This window comes from Clostridium cavendishii DSM 21758 (assembly GCF_900141845.1).
In the GTDB taxonomy this organism is placed as follows: domain Bacteria; phylum Bacillota; class Clostridia; order Clostridiales; family Clostridiaceae; genus Clostridium_AG; species Clostridium_AG cavendishii.
This window is the reverse complement of record NZ_FQZB01000003.1, coordinates 317,803-336,967: the sequence shown is the minus strand read 5'-3', so window position 1 is coordinate 336,967 and position 19,165 is coordinate 317,803. Positions and strand designations below refer to the sequence as shown.

Below are 19,165 nucleotides of genomic sequence, written 5' to 3'. Positions count from 1 at the left end.
TGACTTATAATTTTAAAATAATATGTTTATAGATAAAAAACTTCTATAACATATTATTTTTTTACTTAAAAACTCAAATAAAAACAAAATTTTACATACAGCCTAGAAGATTTTAGGCTATTTTACATAAAATATTAAAGAAAAGAAAAAACATTACGATAATAATAACATAATATAACAAAATATAACAAAAAGAATTAGAAGGGGTAAAAAATGCGAAGGAAGAATTTAGCGAAAAAAAGTAAAAGTAATAGTATTAAATTTAAGATTTTTACAATTCCAATGGTAATAATGGTAATAGTTATAGCTTTAATAGCTAGTATGGTCATATATTTGACAAAAAGTAATTTAACTATGCAATTAAAAGCAGATGGGTTTAATTTAACTAGACAAATATCTAATAACATGACAAAAAACTATGAAATAAGTGATTCTTTAAATGAAAACATAGATACTCAGATAAAATGTTTAGGAAATTTTATTAATAATGGACAAGCTACTATAAGTAATGAGTACCTTACCAGCTTGTCAAAAAACTTTGAAGCAGAGGAAATAAATATAATAGGTTCTGATGGGAAAATAGTATTTTCTACTCAGCCTAATAATATAGGTGTAATCTTAAAGAAGGATCATATAGTATTTAAGTTTTTAAATGATAATAAGGACTTTTTGGAAGAACCGATAAGAAAAAGCGTGGATTCTGAAAAATATTATAAGTATGGATATGTTAAGAAAAGCGATGGAAGTGTAGCCCAAATAGGTTTTTCAGCAGATAGGGTACATAAATTAACAGATTCTTTAGAAAATCAAGTTTTAGTTGATAATGTTGCGAAGGATAAAAGCATTGCATATGCTATTTTTATAGATAAAAATTTAAAAATACAAGCACATAGCGAACATGAGTTAATAGGGAAAAGTTCAGATGATAGTGGAAGTAAATCAGCAGCTGTAGAGGGTAAAGATTATTCATCAACATATATGTACAAGGATACAATTCCAGTATATGATATAGATGTTCCAGTGTATAAAAATGGTGAACATATAGGTGCAGTAGCAGTAGGAATTTCTATGGTTGAACTTAATAGTACTATAAATAAAATAATAATTATAATTATAGGAATTTCAATAATTTGTTTTATTGCTTTTTTAGTAATAATGAATAAAGTATCAAAAGGAATAACAAAACCACTTGAAATACTTGTTAATAGTTCAAATAGTATAGCTAATGGGGATTTTACAGAGGATATAGTTGTAAATAGTAATGATGAATTAGGTATACTTGCTAATAGCTTTAAAGTTATGTCAGAAAATTTAAGAAATGCAATTTCATCTATTAAAGAACAATCACAAATAATAACAGAAATGTCTAGTAATTTATATGATAATTCAAGTGAAATGACTACAACGACTAATGAAGTAGCAAGTTCAATACATGATATAGCAGAAGGATCAACTCACCAAGCTCAAAACTTAGTAGATTCAGTTGGTGATATGACTACTTTATCAGAAGAGATGGAAAGTATGTATGAAAAACTTACAACAGTAAAAAATAAATCAGATGCTACTGGACAAAATGCAAAAGATGGTAAAGATAGTATAGATAATCTTTCAGAATCAATAAATAGCGTTAATCAAGCGATAGAAACTGTTAGCAATAAAATAGGCTCACTAAATGAAAGTGTATCTCAAATTGGTAAGATAACAGAAGTTATAGATTCTATATCATCTCAAACCAATCTTTTAGCTCTAAATGCGGCAATTGAAGCTGCAAGGGCTGGGGAGCAAGGTAAGAGTTTCTCTGTTGTAGCTGATGAAATAAGAAAGTTAGCTGAACAATCACAAACTTCAACTTTGCAAATTCAAGAATTGATTAATTCAATAACAAATGAAAGTCAGGAGCTTAGTAGTACTGCTGTAAATGTAAAAACCAGTATGAATGATCAAATTCAAATAGTTGATATAGCAATAAGGAATTTTAATAATATGATAGATTCTATAGGCACTATGAGTCCACTAATAGAAGATACTCATGTTTCTATTAAGAGAACTAATAGTAATAAGGAACAGGTATTATCAAAAATAGAAAATATAACGGCTGTAGCAGAAGAAAATACAGCATTATCAGAAGAGATTTCAGCATCTTCAGAAGAACTTTTAGCAAGTACAGAGGAAGTCACAAACTTTGCTAAAACTCTTAATGAAATTGCAGATAAGCTTTATGTAGAAACAGAAAAATTCAAAGTATAAAAACAAGGTTATATTGGAGCCAGCTAAAAATATATTTTTTAGCTGGCTTCGGATAAGCCTTGTTTTTTTGTATATGATAATGAATATAAAGTTATTAAAAAAGTATATAGTAAGAATTATATTTAAGGATGAGTTAATGATTATTTTACAATAGGTAATAATTGTTAACACTATATAAACTTCCTTTTAACTAATTTATAGTAAGCTTTAATTAACGAAAAAAGGGGGTAATATAATGAAGAAATGGTTTAATATCTCAAGTGGACTTATAGCAAAACTAACGGGTTTAGCGCTAATTATGACGGTTATTCCAAGTGGAGTTTTTGTGGAAGCAACGGAAATAGGGGAAAAGGAGGACTTAGTTTTTTCAGTAATGAGTGATGTTCATATTAGTAATGGACCTTCTAGCGAAGATACTAAGTTTCAAAATGCATTATCAATAATAAATTCAAGAACAAGTGGCTTAGATGCTAGTATAATAGCTGGAGATTTAACAAACAGTGGAAGCGAAGCTCAATATGACAGATTTATGAATATATATAATAATTATGGAAATAAAAGTGCACAGAAGCTTTTTGTTATGGGAAATCATGATTATTGGAATGGTCTTTTGCCAAAAGATGCACAAAATCTTTTTAAAAGTAAGCTTGGAGTAGAACTTCAAACTCACAAAGTAATAAAGGGTTATCACTTTATTCAAGTATCTACAGAGGCAGGAGCAACAGAAGGTGTATTTCAAGATAATCTCTTAAAATGGTTAAGAGGAGAACTTGAAAAAGCAAAGAAAGATAATAATAAAAAACCTATATTTGTTACAGTACATCAACACATAAAAGGTACTGTATATGGTAGTGATGATTGGGGAAATAAAGCTTTATATAGTGTATTAAAGGATTATCCGCAAGTAGTAACTTTTTCAGGACATTCACATTATGCATTAAATGATGAAAGATCTATACATCAAAGAGACTTTACATCTGTAGGAACTTCTTCATTAAGTTATATGGAACTTGAAAGTGGTAAGCTTGGAGGAAGTATTCCAGAAGGAGCAGATAAAGTTAGTGAAGGAATGTTAGTAAAAGTTCATAATAATAGGGTAGAAGTGGATAGGATAGATTTTACAAATAATGAAGATATCAAGAAACCGTGGATTATCGAAAATCCTAGTGATAAGAATTTATATATATATACAGATGAACGTAAAAATTACAGAAAAAGACCATATTTCAATAAAGACACTAAACTAGAAGTTGATTCAGTTCTTGAAAATTCAGCAAAGGTTAAGTTCAAGCAAGCAATTCATGATGATTTAGTACATTCGTATAAAATAGAATGTTTTAATAAGGATAAAAATGTAGTTGACAATGTATTTTCAATTTTTTCAGGTTTTTATTTTGGCTCTAAAATGCCAACAGAACTTAGTGTAGCAGTAAGTGGATTAAATTCAAATACGAATTATGAGATAAGGGTATATGCTATAGAATCTTTTGGGCTAGAAAGTGAAAAACCAATAGTAGCAACTATAAAAACTAAAAAAGAGGGAGAAATAGATGAAAATATTAAAAAACCAACTGCTGATGTTTATGATTTTAGCTTTGTAAATTCTAAAATTGTAGATAAATCAAGTTCGAAACTTACTGGAGAGGTTATAGGCAATGTCAAAATAGAATATGAGCCAAATTTGAAAATGGAAGTTGCTAAGTTTAATGGAGAGGATAATAACTTTATAAAAGTACCATTTTCGTCTGAACAAAGAGGAAAGATTTCTAAAAGTTTTAGTTTAGAAACAGTTTTTAAAATGAATAAAATAGGTAATCAAGCAATAATTGAAAATTGTGAAGGTGGAGGAATTGGTTTTGAGTCTACAAATGATGGAACGGTAGAAATATGGGCGCATATTAATGGTTCTTATAAGAGATTAGGGGTAAAACTAGAGAAGGATAGATATTATCATTTATTAGCTACTTATGATGGGAATGAAATAGCAATTTATCTTAATGGAAACAAGGTTAAATCTATGGCTCAAACAGGTGATATTTATAACCCTAATATGCATTTTGCAATAGGAGCAGACCCAAATCCTAACGGAGGCGGAACAGTTTTAGATGGTAATATAGCACTTGCTAGGTTATATAGTAAGGGGCTAAATGCTAGTGAAGCTAGAAAACTTTATAAAGAATATATAGCTAGGACTAATTTAAATGAAGTAAATACATTAGTTTCTAAAAAGCCAGAAATAGAAGAGATTTTATTAAAGATTGATAGTTCTAATTTAGAGATGATAAAGAAATATTCAAATCAATTACAAACTCTAGCCAATGAAGGTGTAAAGATTTATTCAAGTATTGATACAAGTAAAGAGCAAATAAATGAATTTTTAAATAAATATAATGGAGTTGTAAAAAGTTATAATGATATTATTGAAAATGTGTCTAATATAAATCAATTATTAGAGAAAGCAAAAGAAACAATCTCAAAGGAACAAGGGTATGATGAAATAGAAAAATCGTTAAAAAATCAAATAGAAATAACAGTAAATATTTTAAAAGATAAAAATACAAATGTGGATATATTAAAAAATCAATATACAGTATTAAAAAATGAAATAGATAAGTATAAAGTATCATTAGGAGAAATAAAGAATATACCAAATTGGAATATAGGAGTTAATTATAAAGTTCAAGATAAGGTGAAGTTTAATGATAAGTATTATGTATGTATAATGGAGCATAATTCTTTAGAAAGCTGGAAGCCTAATGAATCTAATACTTTATGGAGTGAGATGAAAAATGATTATAATTCAACGAAAGAATATAATAATTGGAAGTTTAACATTAATTATAAAATAGGAGATAGAGTAAGTTATAATGGCCAAGTATATAAGTGTAATATTGGAAACTTGTCACAGTGGAATTGGAATCCAGAAAGATCTAGTACTATGTGGACAAAAATAAAAGATGATAAATAATAAAAAATCTTATGTAAATTTAAAAAATAGTTTATAATAGGGATATTATAAACTATTTTTTAAGGAGATTTTTATGAATAATTTAGAGCAAATATTAGAGTATAATAAATCTTTTGTCGAAAATAAAGAATATGAGAAATATAGAGCATCTAAATATCCAAGTAAGAAAATGGTGATATTATCTTGTATGGATACAAGACTTACAGAACTATTACCAAGAGCACTTAACATAAAAAATGGTGATGTTAAGATTATAAAGAATGCAGGTGCAGTAGTGGCTCATCCATTTGGAAGTATAATGAGAAGTATATTAGTTGCCATATATGAATTAGAAGCTACAGAAGTTTTAGTAATAGGACATCATGGGTGTGGCATGAGTGGTATAAATCCGGTTAAGACTATAGAAAAAATGAAAACAAGAGGTATAAAGGGTAGGACTTTAAATACTCTAGAATATGCAGGACTTGATTTAAAAGCTTGGTTACATGGGTTTGATTGTGTACATGATTCTGTTAAGAAAAGTGTCGGAATAATAAGAAATCATCCGCTTATGCCAGGTGATGTATTAGTCCATGGATTAATAATAGATCCAGAAACAGGGGAGTTAGAGGTTATAATTAATGGATATGATAAATAGGTTACTTTTCATAAGTAGCCTATTTTTATTTAATGTAGTATCATATATGTGTAAACGAATACTTAAATAGGAGGTAAACATGAGAAAAATAAGTATAATAATAGACACTGATCCAGGCATTGATGATGCTATAGCATTAGCTGCAGCATGTTTTTCTGAGGCTTTAGAAGTTAAACTTATATCTACTGTTAGTGGAAATGTCGGAATTGAAAATGTAACTCAAAATGCATTGAAACTAGTAGAGTTTTATGGTAAAGAGATACCTGTGGCAAAAGGGTCTGGTAAACCCTTGATTAAGGCTATTGAAACTGCAAGTAATATACATGGTGAAAATGGCATGGGTGGATATACCTTTAAGGAACCTACAAGAAAGATATTAGATAAACATTCTATTGAAGCTATGAAAGATGTTATATTAACTTCAAAGGAAAAAATAACCTTAGTGACTATAGGACCACTTACTAATATAGCTTTACTTTTAGAAACTTATCCAGAAGTAAAAAATAATATAGAAAGAATAGTATTTATGGGTGGAAGTACAGAGAGGGGTAATTATAGTCCTGCTGCTGAATTTAATATAGCAACTGATCCAGAAGCTGCGAAAATAGTTTTTAACTCAAAGGTTGATTTAGTCATGTTAGGTCTTAATGTTACTAGCAAAGCATTATTAGATGTAGAGACTGTTGAAAAGCTAAGAGTTAGTAATAAAATAGGTGAAATGTTTTACTCTATGTTTAGTCATTATAGAGGTGCTAGTTTAGAAGAAGGTGGCATTCATATGCATGATTTATCTACTATAGCATATCTCAATAAGCCTGAAATATTTAAGACAACTAGAGCATTTGTTGATGTTGAAACAAAGGGGGAGTATACTTCAGGTTTTACTGTTGTAGACTTAGATAATGTTTATGGGAAAGAACCTAATGCCACAGTTTGTTTAGATGTAGATGTTTTAATGTTTAGAAAGTGGTTAATAGATTTATTTGAAAATATGAATATATAATAAAATGGATATTAGTTCAATCTAATATCCATTTTATTATATATTTTACATTTTTCTAATTTACTGAAATTCAAATTGTAAGTATACAATTTTCAGGGTTTTAAATATTATATAACAGATTAAGAAAATTATATATAACAACTTTTTTATTTGAGTTTTTAAAAATTAAAGCCGTTATACCCCCAATTATCTACCTCTTCATATTTTACATATATATTATCTTGAGGGATAGATAGTTCTTTTTCGAATAAGGCACATATATTTTTAGTAGTATTTTCAAAAGCAGTAGGATTGGCTTTTCCAAAAATTTTAACCTCCACAAAGGCACCAAAAGCAAGTTTTTCTCCTTTAAAGTATAAGCAGAAATCATCTTCAAATCCTAACATTAAGTAGCTTTCGCTTTTTCCAAGACATGAGGTGCATATTTTACCTAGCTCTTTTACTAGAAGAGCTTTTTTTTCATCAGAAAGTTTTATAGTTAATCTTGAACCTATATATGGCATGCTAATACCTCCATTTATTAATATAATTTACTTTGAGTATAATTTAACTTTCATATAATATAATTATAGTTTAGTAAAGGCTAAATATATACTTATAATTTATATTGTTTAGCAATTTCAAGAAAAATATAAAAATCTTAAGAAAGAGAATGTTGATTTATAACAAAGAGTGACTAATGGTGTAAATAATGTTTAATAATGTAATTTAAGCAATTTTATTAAATGTAAAAGGTTTATTATAATAATTTTATAAGATGTTATCCCTACTAGTAGAGTTTAAATGGTTAATTTATAAAATGATTCATATTTTTTGCAATTATTTTTATATAAGCTTACTCATATATTCCGTGAACTTAGAGATTTTTAAGAAGTATGAGAGTTTATATAAATTTATTTACCTATTTAAAGGGGGGATATTATGAAAAAGATACTTTTATTTTCAGCTTTATTTTTAGCTGTAATATTAATAGGAAAAAGTGATTATAATACTTATACAGGTACATATTGTTGTGAAGGTAGTACCAATATTTCTATAAAGTTAAAAAGTGATGATTCATTCGAACTTGTTAGGCAATCTAATAGAAGTAGTGAAGTCATTAATGGTAAATATTCTATTTATGATAATAATTTTGAGCTTGAGTTCAATGATAAAGATAATGAGGAGTTGTTTAAAGATTTATCCAAAGGCAAAGTTTATGGTAGTACTCTAATAATTGAAAATAAACATAAAACTTTTAGTTTTAAGAAGCTATAAGAGTAATAAAAAAAGGTTTAAAAGATAAAAAACTATCTCTTAAACCTTTTTTATTTTAATTTTTAAAATCTTTAATAGTTTTTTTTAATAAGGTTGGATTATCTGTAATTATTCCATCTACATTATAGTCTAGAATTTCTGACATATCTTCTTCAGTATCTATTGTCCATACAAAAACTTCTTTATGTTTAGCATGAATGCTGTTTAAAAGTTCTTCTGAAACTATTGTTTGTTCTATAGTATAAAAATCAACATTAAGCTCTGTTATATCACCAGTGGCCATGTAGAGTATATAACCTGTACTTATATAAGGATTGAGTTCTTTAACTTTAAGTAAGCTAGTATAATCTAAGGATTGTATAAAACATGTATTTACTGCATTATTTGCTTCTATCAAATCTACTACTTTTTTTGCTAGAGTTTCGCTGTTTTTATAGGGTTTAAGTTCTATAATAAGTCTAATTTTACCTTTAGAAAGTTTAATGACTTCATCTAAGGTAGGAATTTTTTCACCATTAAATTTCTTATTATAATTTTTGCTTATATCTATATTCTGAATTTCCCTTAAACTTAGATCACCTATGCTAGTATCTAAACCAGCAATTCTTTTTAAATTAGCGTCGTGCATCAAAACGATAGCCCCATCAGAGCTTTCTTGGACATCTATTTCAGCAAAGTCAGTCTTATGTTTAATAGAATTTTTTAGGGCACTTATAGAATTTTCAGGTTCATTTTCACAGTTTGCTCTGTGTGAAATAATTTTTATATGAGGAGTTGAAGTTATTAATGCTCCTGTTGTTTTGAAATTAAAAAATATACTTGCAATAATACTAATTATAAATAAAAATATAGATAATTTTTTGTATTTAATTAGATAAGAGTAAATCTTTTTTTCACTTAAGAGTAATTTTTTATTTGAATTCTTATTATTAAAATCTTCATTTATATTATCACCTAGGATTTTTCTTTGGGCATAATATATCTTTGTAATTATATTAATACTAAAGGGTGTTACTAATAAAGAATAAACAAATAATAGTATAATAATAAATGTTATAAATATAATAAAAAATGAATCTTTGCTTAATGTAAGCTTAAATAATAAAGTTATTACAAATATAATAGTTGATAAAAGTATTGTAACTAAAATAGAAATAAGGAGGACTATCATATTCCAAATAAATACACTTATAATTAGTTTGAAACTTACTTTCTTTGTTAATTTTAAGCTTTTTTTTAGAGCTTTACTTACATTTAAATTTTCTATTATTATTGAGTGAAATACAAATATGTATCTTATAAAAATAATAAAAACTAAAAAGGCAAGCAATATAAATATACTTTCATATAAATAAGAGTGTTGTATTTCATTAGATATAAATCTAGGTATTTTTATAATTGTAAATATGCTAGAGCTAATAAAAAGTCCTTCGAAGGGAATTAGAAAAAGCATGAATATAATCATAGGAATTGTACCTATGCCAATTATTTTAGGTATTCTATTGAAAGTTATTCTAAGAGAAGTTAAGATAGAAGGTTTATAACTATAATAAATTTGCTCAGACATAGCTATAATAACTCCTATTTCGATAAATATAACTATAAGAGCGAGTAATGTTAAAGTTGTAAATATAGTTAGCCCTTTTAAGCTTAGTATAAAATTGAATATCTCAGCATTGGTAAGAGGACGTACCCTAAAAAACTTAAATAGTATATGAGATAATGATAATATAAATGGAATTAATATAAAGCTGGTTATAGTTTTATATGAGGCTTCGAATATAAAAAATTGGAGAATTATTTTCTTGAAATCTTTAAAACCATCTTTGACAATTTGAGAAATAGAAATATTAGTTTTCATAATAAGCTCCTACATTTAAATTAATAATATTTTTTATTTTATTACTTTCTTAATATTCCACTTATAATTTTAGAGTATACTTAAATTAATATATATAAATGATTAGCCCCCCATATAGCTTTTCAATAAAAGTATATGGGGGGCATTATAATTTTAGTTTTAAGATAATTTTTAATTCTATTTAGTAAACAAATTTATTAAATTTATTAAAGGGTCTTTAAAAGCAAATAAAACTTCTATAAATATTAATAAGATAACAATTAATTCAAGTTCAGTTGCTTTTTTAGAGTGACTTAAGTTTGAAAAAACCTCTGTAGTATTTAATAATGCATCAAATTTGGCATTAAGGCTTTCATATCTATCATTAAGTTCAAAAAGATCAGCCAAATCATCAAAAAGTATTTTAGCATCTTCATTTTTCCAAGCTACATCAGGCTTATCAAGTAGCATTATATAAGATATAGTATTATTTTTTAACGATAATATATGACCTATAATAGTAGCAGCTTCTGTCTCTTTTATATTTATCTTGCCTTTTTTAAGAAGTTCAGTAACTTTTTCAACTTCATCAAAGATTACATCAATTCTTTTTTCTATAGTCTCAAGAGCAACAGATTTAGCTAGAACTAAGGCTGTTATATCTAAATGGTAACCTTCAATATCTTTTATAAATAAATCATCGTATGTTAAATCCATTTCTTCTTCCTCATGGGTTACCAGTCTATATTCTTCAACACAGTTATAATTAATTTCTTTGTTAACCTTTTTTAAACTACCTTCTATAGAGCGAATAGTTTCTAAGAATTCCTTTATTTCATCATCATTATGATTTACAAAAACAGCAGAACCAAAATAATAAAGATATATAGCTTGTTCTTTACTTTTATTTATTATTAATGGTTCTTCCCATTTAATTTTTTTGTTTATGTTATAATATTTAGCAATATTACTAATATTAAATTCACCACAAACAGATAATGCTTTAAATTTAAATTTACCCATTTTAAATCTCCTCACTTTTTCTTAAGTATATAAATATTATATCATAATTTTATGTTAGATATTAAAAGCATAAAAGTGTTTCGATATCTCTTCCACTAGAGCCTCTAACTGGTATTTCTGTATTTTTATTGTCCATAATAACAAGATTATAAGTACCATTAAATCAAAAAAATAATTCTTTAATTATATTCAAGTTAACAAGATAGCTCTTTAAGAATTTTAATATTTCTTTATCATCTTTATTATTTTTATTATTAAAATTTTTATTTATAATATATCTATAGCTTCTAAAATTCTAATTGCATTATAAGTTTTAAGTATATAATCATCCACTTTAAGTTCAAAAGCCTTAAGTGCAAATTTTTTATAAATTGTTAGGAAAATTATAACTAGATATGGAAACGATGCTATAAAAATAATTATAGTAGAGTTCTTTTTATGTATTATGATATACTTATAAAATGAGTCTTGTTTTAAGATGAAGTTTTATTTAGAGTTACTTTATCTTATAAAAGTTTTTAGTCATTTTTTATTCTAAGTTTTAAAAAGAAGACAGTATTAACATGATTATTTGTTGGATAAAATGATTTTTACAAATGAATAGGGGGAAGTTTTAAGTGTTTAAGGATAAGAAATTTTATAGAAAACTTATAAAGATTGCTATACCTATAGCTCTTCAGAGCTTAGTAGTATCGTCTCTTAATATGTTTGACACAATAATGGTTGGTAATTTAGGAGACAAGGCTGTAGCAGCAGTAGGAATAGGAAATCAATTATTCTTTTTATTAAGTCTTATATTTTTTGGGATAAGTGGCGGTTGTAGTATGTATTTATCTCAGTATTGGGGGAAAAGGGATAAGGAAAATATTAGAAGGATAATAGGTTTTGGAATAATAACAATAACAATAATAGGACTAATATTTACTATTATAGCAATGGTATTTCCTAAAGCCATTGTAATGATTTTTTCAAGAGATAACGAAGTAATTCCACTTTCAGTAGCTTTCTTAAGAATAGTGAGTTTGAGTTATATTTTTACAGGCATAAGTGTTATACTTTCTGCTACATTAAGATGTATGGAGAAAACATTTATACCGATGGCTGTAAGTTTTGTAGCAGTAGCTATAAATATAATACTTAATTATATTTTAGTATTTGGAAAGTTTGGGTTTCCAAGGCTTGGAGTAGAAGGATCTGCAACAGCCACGTTAATTGCTAGAACTATTGAATTTTTAGTTATGCTATATGTGGCTTTTAATAGGAAAAGTATAATTTATGGTAAAATCAAATCATTTTTTAATTTCGATAAAGTTTTCTATTTTAAAATATTGAAAGATGTATTTCCAGTAATAATAAATGAAGCCTGTTGGGCTCTAGGAACTGTATTTTACTCTATAGCTTATGGTTTTATAGGAACAGAAGCTCAGGCGTCTATACAAATATGTAACACTATAAATAGTTTATTTATGGTAATTGCTTTTGGCGTTGCTAATGGTTCTTTAGTCCTAGTAGGTAATGTAGTAGGCGCTGGAGATTTTGAAAAAGGAAGAGCTTATGCAAAAAAATTGGCTAATATAGGTATATTAGTGGGGATATTACTTGGTATTTTTATGACTGCATCTGCGCCTTTAGTTATGAAGTTATTTAAAGTTTCAGATGAAGTTGTTATAGATTCTATAAATCTTTTAAGAGTAATATCAGTGATAGCACCATTTAAGGTATTTAATATTGTAACTGTAGTAGGAATATTAAGAGGTGGTGGAGATGTTAAGCGTGCTATGTATATAGAGGTAACAACTATGTGGCTTATAGGTGTCCCAATGGCTTTTATAGGGGCCGTAGTATTAAAATTACCTGTGTATTTTGTACTTTTACTTATTGGTTTAGAAGAGCTTACTAAATTTGTGATGTGCTTTTATAGGCTTAAATCTAATAAATGGATTAAAAATGTTGTAAATAATTAATAAATTTATTGAGGAATCTAGCTCAGCAATAAAATGAAGAGTTAGATTCTTCTTTTTTATTAAATTAAAAGTAAAATAAAGAAAAATGGAGCGATTTATATATAAGTTTTCAAATGATAAGATAAATTAAAAAATATTCAGAAAATTCAAAGAATACAAAGTTGACTGATAGTCATTTAGGTATATAATGGAATTATAGTGTTTAATTGTTAAATAATTTTAAGGAGGGAGAGCGTGGAGTCAAAAAGAAATACAAAAGTAGAGATAAAGAAAAACTTAAAAGAGAATGATTTATGCAACGCAGCTTTCGAACTTTTTACAACAAAAGGAATAAAGGCTACTGCAATTGATGATATAGTTAGAAAGGCTGGTGTAGCAAAGGGAACTTTTTATTTATATTTCAAAGATAAGCATGACATATTAAATAGGCTTATATTAAGACATAGTTCAAAAATTGTTAAAGAAGCCATGGAGGAAACAGCTAGAAAGAATATAGTTGATTTTGAAGAAATGGTACTATTTTATGTTAATTATATTATTGAACTATTTAAGGACAGTAAGCTCCTTTTAAAACTTATAAATAAAAATTTCTCATGGGGAATATACAGAAGGGAAATAATGAAGCCGGAAGAACATAAGGAAATGCAACAGCTTATAGAGATATTTATAAAGAATATGAAAGAAAGGGGCATGGGCTTAAAGGAGGCTGAAATAACATTATTTATGATTATTGAACTTGTAGGAACTGTATGTTATAGCTCAATAATACTCGGAGAACCATACGAAATAGATGAAGTTAAGCCACATCTCTGTGAAAAAATAATAAACATGCTACGATGCTAATAAAGGAGATGTTTAATTTGAAAAAGTTTGGCAGATTTATCGCTGAAAAAAGAGTTATGGTTTTAATAATAGCAGCGGTACTGATTATACCAGCAGTAATTGGTATGGCTTGTACAAGAATAAATTACGATATACTTACGTATCTACCTCAGGAGCTGGATAGTATGAGGGGACAAAAAGTATTAGAAGATGTATACTCAGATGCAGCAACATCTATGTTAGTTGTAGATAATATGGAGCCAAAGGATGTTTCAAGTTTAAAAGATAAAATAAAAACCGTAGATGGCGTTGATAATGCTCTTTGGATCAGTGATGTCTTAGATAATAGTGTGCCAAAAGAAATATTACCTGACAATATAAAGGACAAAATTTACAATGGGAAATCAACTTTAGTTGTAGTTAAGTTTAAAGAAGGAGCTTCCTCAGAAAAAACTCAAAGTGCAATAGCAAGCATAAAATCTCTTTTGAATAAACAATGCTTTTTAAGTGGTATGTCTGCTATTGTCAAAGATACAAAGGATTTAATAGATCATGAAACACCATATTATATAATTTTTGCAGTAATATTTTCAACAGTAATCTTACTATTATCAGTAGATTCGTTTCTTGTTCCTATCTTGTTCCTATTATCAATAGGAATTGCAATTTTGTATAATATGGGTACTAATATATTCCTAGGAGAAATCTCTTATGTCACTAAGGCATTAGCGGCAGCTCTGCAAATGGGAGTAACAATGGATTTTTCAATATTTTTACTTCATAGATATGATGAAGAAAGAGAAAAGACAGATAGTAGGCATGAAGCCATGGCAAATGCAATCTCTAATGCATTTGTAGCAATAGGAGGTAGTGCTTTTGCTACATCAATGGGATTTATAGCATTATGTTCTATGCAATTATCACTTGGAAAAGATATAGGAATAGTTATGGCAAAAGGTGTAATAATAGGTGTCATATGTTCTATAACAATTCTACCAGCTATGATATTAGTTTTTGATAAAGCTATTCATAAGTATAAACACAGGACATTTCTACCAAGTTTCAATAAAACAGCAGATTTTGTAACAAAACATTATAAAATAATTACAATTCTATTCGTATTAGCTTTCATACCATCAATTTACCTATATAAGAATACAGAAGTATATTATAACTTAGATGAATCATTACCAAAGGATATGGAATCGGTTATAGCAACAAATAAGTTAAAGGACACTTTTAACATGATGACAACACATTTTGTAATAATAAGTGATAAGCTACCAGCATATAAACAAACAGAAATTATAGATAAGATAGAAAAAGTAGATGGTGTTAACGATGTTATAGGGTATGAGAAATTCTTAGGTGCAGGAATACCAGATGAATTCGTGCCTAGTGATGTTAAAGAAGTATTTAAACAAGGTGGTTATAACTTAATACTTGTAAATTCAAAATATAAGGCTGCAAAAGATGAAGAAAATGCTCAAATAGGGGAAATAAATAAAATAATAAAAGGCTATGATGAAAGTGCTATGATAGCAGGCGAGGGATCACTTACTAAAGATTTAATAGATGTTGCGGATAAAGATATTAAAAATGTTGCCTTAGTATCAATTGCAGTAATTTTTGTGGTACTTGTATTACTATTTAAATCACCATCAATTCCAGCTATTTTAGTCGTTGGTATTGAACTTGCTATATTTATTAATTTAGGAATTCCATATTTAACAGGAACAAAAATACCATTTGTAGCTGATATAGTGTTAGGTACCATACAACTTGGAGCGACAGTAGACTATGCAATACTATTGACTTCCAGATATAAAGAGCAGACAGCTAATGGACTTAATAAGATAGAAGCTATGAATATATCTATAAGAGGTTCAGCAAAAGCAATAACTACATCTGCTTTAAGTTTAGCAGCAGCTACAGTTGCTATTTCAGTTATATCAAAGATGGAACTTCTTACAAGTCTTTGTTTCCTTATTGCAAGAGGAGCTGTTATTTCAATGTTAGTAATTATATTCATAATACCAGCATTATTGATTATCTGTGATGGAATAATTACAAAAACAACCAAGGGCTGGGGAAAAAAATCAAAAACAGAACCAGTTAATATATCTGCTTAAATGGAGGATGGTAAAATGAGAAGAAAAGCTATGTCAAAAAAAGTAATTGCCTTAACTCTATTAGCTACTATGGTAGTTCCACAGGTAGCCTATGGAAAAGAGCTAACCAAGGATGAAGCAGTTTATGTAACAATGGATTCAAATGGGAAAATAGATAAAAAGATAGTTTCGGATTGGATTCATTCAGAAACTAGTGGAACAATAATAGATAAATCAAATCTTAAAGATATTAAGAATGTGAAAGGCGAGGAAAAGCCTAATATAGATGGTGATACTCTTACTTGGAATGTAAAAGATAATGATGTTTATTACCAAGGAAATACTGATAAAGAATTACCTCTAAGTATAGATGTAAAATATTATTTAGATGATAAAGAAACAGCACCTCAAGATATATCAGGTAAGAATGGTAAATTTAAAATAACAATTGAATTCACAAATAATGATGCTCATAAAGTAAATGTGGGAGGAGTTGAAAGAACTTTATATACTCCAATAGCCACTGCAGCCGTAGTAAATTTACCTGATAAAAACTTTAAGAATATAAAAACAGATGGAGGCTCAGTATTATCAGATGGAAATAATAATATAATTACATTTGCAACCATTCCAGGGATCAGACAAAGTTTAGGATTGGATGAGGTAGATTTAAATCTAGGTGTGGATTTTAAAGATAAAATAGAAATAACAGGAGAAGCAAATAATTTTAAATTAGGGTCAATAATGATAACAGCTACACCTAAGATAGGTGAGGTTAAAGAGCTTTCTAATATACAAAAGTTAGATGATTTAAAAAAAGCTTTGGGAGATCTTAAGGATTCATCAACTAAATTAGCTGATGGTGGGAAAAAATTAAGTGATTCTGTCAATCTGGCAGATTCAAAACTTCAAGATATATTGAAGAAATTAGACAGTAAAGATAATAAATCAAAGTTAGACCTTATTAAAAATTCAGATAAGGTTAATCTTTCAAGAAAGCTAATAGATGATGCATTAGTAATGGAAAAGATGGATACTTCATTGTTGGAACAGACCTCATCTTTAATGACAAATCAAAATATAGCAATTAGTAATAAACTTTATAAAGATATAAATGATATAAATTATGAGAATCTAATGAATGGGGCATTAATACAAAAACTTCAGAATGTTACTTCGAATCAAAATATACAGAAAAATTTAGATGCACTGAACTCTTTGTTAGAGGATAAGGCATTAATAGATGGAAGTATAACAGATGAAAAATTAAATACTATTTATGGATTATTAGATTTATTTATAAATAATTTAGATGGATTAAAGCAGGTAATGAATTTAACAGAAAATATTAGTAATGCAGATTTATCTTCTTTAGATAAAGTAGATTTAATATTAAAAAATGCAGATGCAATAAATGCAAAATTAGATTCAGTAGCAGTTTATTCAAAGGATTTAGCAGATTTGAATAATAAGCTTAATGCGATGATTTCAAATGTAAACAAGGCATCAAATGCAGCTGTAGAATTAGATAAAAATAAAATAGCAGCAGATCAAGTAGTTTCTGTGATAAACGCATCTAACTTACAAGAAGCTCAAAAACAAGGACTTATAGGCTATGTTCAGGGAAGTAAAGCTTTTATAGGTGAGATGGCTAAATCATTACCTCAAACAGAAGCATTTATGAAAGAAGCTTCTACAAAATTAAATAGTGTAAATGCTGACTTGAATTCAGAACAAAGTAAAGCTATTATAGCTACCTTAAAAACTATGTTGGCTCAAGAGAATATTAAAAAAATCCAGGGAATGTTAGGAGAGCTTAAGTATTCACAAAAGCTTTTACAGGATAATAAAGTATGTTTAAGTACAATGAATAAGGTTATGAATGGTATAAATAAAGAGGATTTAATGAAAGTTAAGAAACTTTCAACTAAGATAACCTTAGACATTAAGAAAAATCAAGATAATATAGATCTTTTAATGACAGCTTCACAGGCATTAAAAGATCCAACAAGTGCAACTTTATTTAATAAGATAAAAGTAATTAAAGAAGATATAGATTCTTTGGAGCCAATAGTTAAAGCTATAAATAGTAATATGACACAAGAGAATATTAATAAGATTATGAATAGTCCACAAATGATAAAACAACTTTTAAGTATGAAACAAGATTTAATAAAGAGTGATGAAATATTAAATATCACAAATGATGCATTAAGAGAACAAAATATAAAAAAGGCTAATGATATGCTTAATAATATGCCTACACTTTTAAGCGGTATAAAAGAGCTAAAGAATGGAGCAAATATGCTTTCTGATGGGCTTGGTAAATTTAATACTGAAGGAATAGATAAATTAGATTCAGAGGGTACAGAAAAATTAGATAAGATTAAAAGAGTAGCAGATTCAGCTAATGAGCTGGTTAAAATATCTAATGATTATTCTGCCTTTTCAGGTGCTACAGATAATATGGAGAGTAAGGTTAAATTTATCTATAAGACTCAAGAAATAAAGGGCAAAGAAGTTAAAAATGAGGAAAAAATTCAGGTAAAAGAAGAAAAGAAGGGGTTTATTGCCTGGATTAAGAGTATATTTTCAAAATAGTAAGAATGGAGTTCCTAAATCTAGGAACTCTGTTTTTTATTTATTGCATCTACTAATTTAAACTAGACTTTTGATGTAGTAAAAAATTAGAGTGAGAGATTTATAATTGTTAAGGAAAATATTGTATTATATTTCTTTTATTATTGCTATAATATAAATAAATACTAATAATTGGAGGATAAATATGAAAAAAAAATATAAAGTATTAATTGTGCTTTTTAGCATATTATTTATATTTTTAATTATAGGAACGCCAAAATACAATTCTATAAAAATTAAAAACAAAGATTTTAAAGATTCACAAAAAACATTTGATGAGAGTATAGAGAAGAATAGTGAAATTGATATAAATAAAATAGTTAAGTTTGAGTTTGATGAAGTATATATTTTTACACCATATTATCCATCAAAGTCTATCTATGAAAAGTTAAATCAAGAGTGGACTACATGTAGTACTTATTTAGGTTATATATTATTACACGATGTGGAAAATGAAAGTTTAAATGATGATGAATTTTTAATGGTTTTTAAGAAGGCTGATAAGGTTGTTGCTACAAATCTTTATAAATTAAATAATGTAAAGAATATAGTTGTAGATGGACATAACAAACTTACTAAAGATAATGCTAAATTAGTAGTGGAGAAAAATGGTGAAAATAAAATAGTTAAGGTTAAATAAAAAATGAGAAGGG

General features: G+C 27.3%; 13 protein-coding genes. 10 read left to right on the top strand and 3 right to left on the bottom strand.

Annotated features, from left to right (window positions below):
- Positions 1-213: 213 nt before the first annotated feature.
- From BUB01_RS01550 to rihC, 4 genes are all read left to right on the top strand, one after another.
- Complete coding sequence (locus BUB01_RS01550; RefSeq protein WP_072984586.1) at positions 214-2,247, top strand: methyl-accepting chemotaxis protein; 2,034 nt, start codon at positions 214-216, stop codon at positions 2,245-2,247.
- Positions 2,248-2,482: 235 nt separating this feature from the next.
- Complete coding sequence (locus BUB01_RS01545; RefSeq protein WP_072984584.1) at positions 2,483-5,215, top strand: carbohydrate-binding protein; 2,733 nt, start codon at positions 2,483-2,485, stop codon at positions 5,213-5,215.
- 73 nt (positions 5,216-5,288) lie between these two features.
- The gene (locus BUB01_RS01540; protein ID WP_072984582.1) at positions 5,289-5,852 is read left to right on the top strand and encodes a beta-class carbonic anhydrase; all 564 of its coding nucleotides are present in this window, start codon (positions 5,289-5,291) and stop codon (positions 5,850-5,852) included.
- Between the two features lie 79 nt (positions 5,853-5,931).
- Complete coding sequence (gene rihC, locus BUB01_RS01535; protein ID WP_072984580.1) at positions 5,932-6,855, top strand: ribonucleoside hydrolase RihC; 924 nt, start codon at positions 5,932-5,934, stop codon at positions 6,853-6,855.
- 158 nt (positions 6,856-7,013) lie between these two features.
- Here rihC and BUB01_RS01530 read toward each other — a convergent pair whose 3' ends face one another.
- Positions 7,014-7,358, bottom strand: coding sequence for a phenylpyruvate tautomerase MIF-related protein (locus BUB01_RS01530; RefSeq protein ID WP_072984578.1), 345 nt, complete (start codon positions 7,356-7,358; stop codon positions 7,014-7,016).
- A 418-nt stretch (positions 7,359-7,776) separates the two neighbouring features.
- Here BUB01_RS01530 and BUB01_RS01525 point away from each other — a divergent pair, with 418 nt between their 5' ends.
- On the top strand, positions 7,777-8,112 hold the full coding sequence (locus BUB01_RS01525; RefSeq protein WP_072984576.1) for a hypothetical protein: 336 nt from the start codon (positions 7,777-7,779) through the stop codon (positions 8,110-8,112).
- Positions 8,113-8,167: 55 nt separating this feature from the next.
- Here the strand turns inward: BUB01_RS01525 and BUB01_RS01520 are convergent, their stop codons facing one another.
- Together BUB01_RS01520 and BUB01_RS01515 are read right to left on the bottom strand one after the other, a co-directional pair.
- Positions 8,168-9,973, bottom strand: coding sequence for a glycerophosphodiester phosphodiesterase (locus BUB01_RS01520; protein WP_072984574.1), 1,806 nt, complete (start codon positions 9,971-9,973; stop codon positions 8,168-8,170).
- 177 nt (positions 9,974-10,150) lie between these two features.
- Entirely contained in the window at positions 10,151-10,975 is an 825-nt protein-coding gene (locus BUB01_RS01515; RefSeq protein WP_072984572.1) for an RMD1 family protein, read from the bottom strand.
- A 617-nt stretch (positions 10,976-11,592) separates the two neighbouring features.
- On the opposite strand from BUB01_RS01515, the gene BUB01_RS01510 reads away from it, so the two are divergent.
- The 5 genes from BUB01_RS01510 (at position 11,593) to BUB01_RS01490 (ending at position 19,152) form a co-directional block, all read left to right on the top strand.
- Entirely contained in the window at positions 11,593-12,939 is a 1,347-nt protein-coding gene (locus tag BUB01_RS01510; RefSeq protein ID WP_072984570.1) for an MATE family efflux transporter, read from the top strand.
- Positions 12,940-13,155: 216 nt separating this feature from the next.
- The gene (locus BUB01_RS01505; protein WP_084108159.1) at positions 13,156-13,782 is read left to right on the top strand and encodes a TetR/AcrR family transcriptional regulator; all 627 of its coding nucleotides are present in this window, start codon (positions 13,156-13,158) and stop codon (positions 13,780-13,782) included.
- A gap of 8 nt (positions 13,783-13,790) precedes the next feature.
- The gene (locus BUB01_RS01500; RefSeq protein ID WP_242958351.1) at positions 13,791-15,893 is read left to right on the top strand and encodes an efflux RND transporter permease subunit; all 2,103 of its coding nucleotides are present in this window, start codon (positions 13,791-13,793) and stop codon (positions 15,891-15,893) included.
- Between the two features lie 15 nt (positions 15,894-15,908).
- Positions 15,909-18,473, top strand: a complete 2,565-nt coding sequence (locus BUB01_RS01495) for a hypothetical protein (protein ID WP_072984566.1) — start codon at positions 15,909-15,911, stop codon at positions 18,471-18,473.
- Positions 18,474-18,657: 184 nt separating this feature from the next.
- Positions 18,658-19,152, top strand: a complete 495-nt coding sequence (locus BUB01_RS01490; protein ID WP_072984564.1) for a hypothetical protein — start codon at positions 18,658-18,660, stop codon at positions 19,150-19,152.
- Positions 19,153-19,165: the final 13 nt, after the last annotated feature.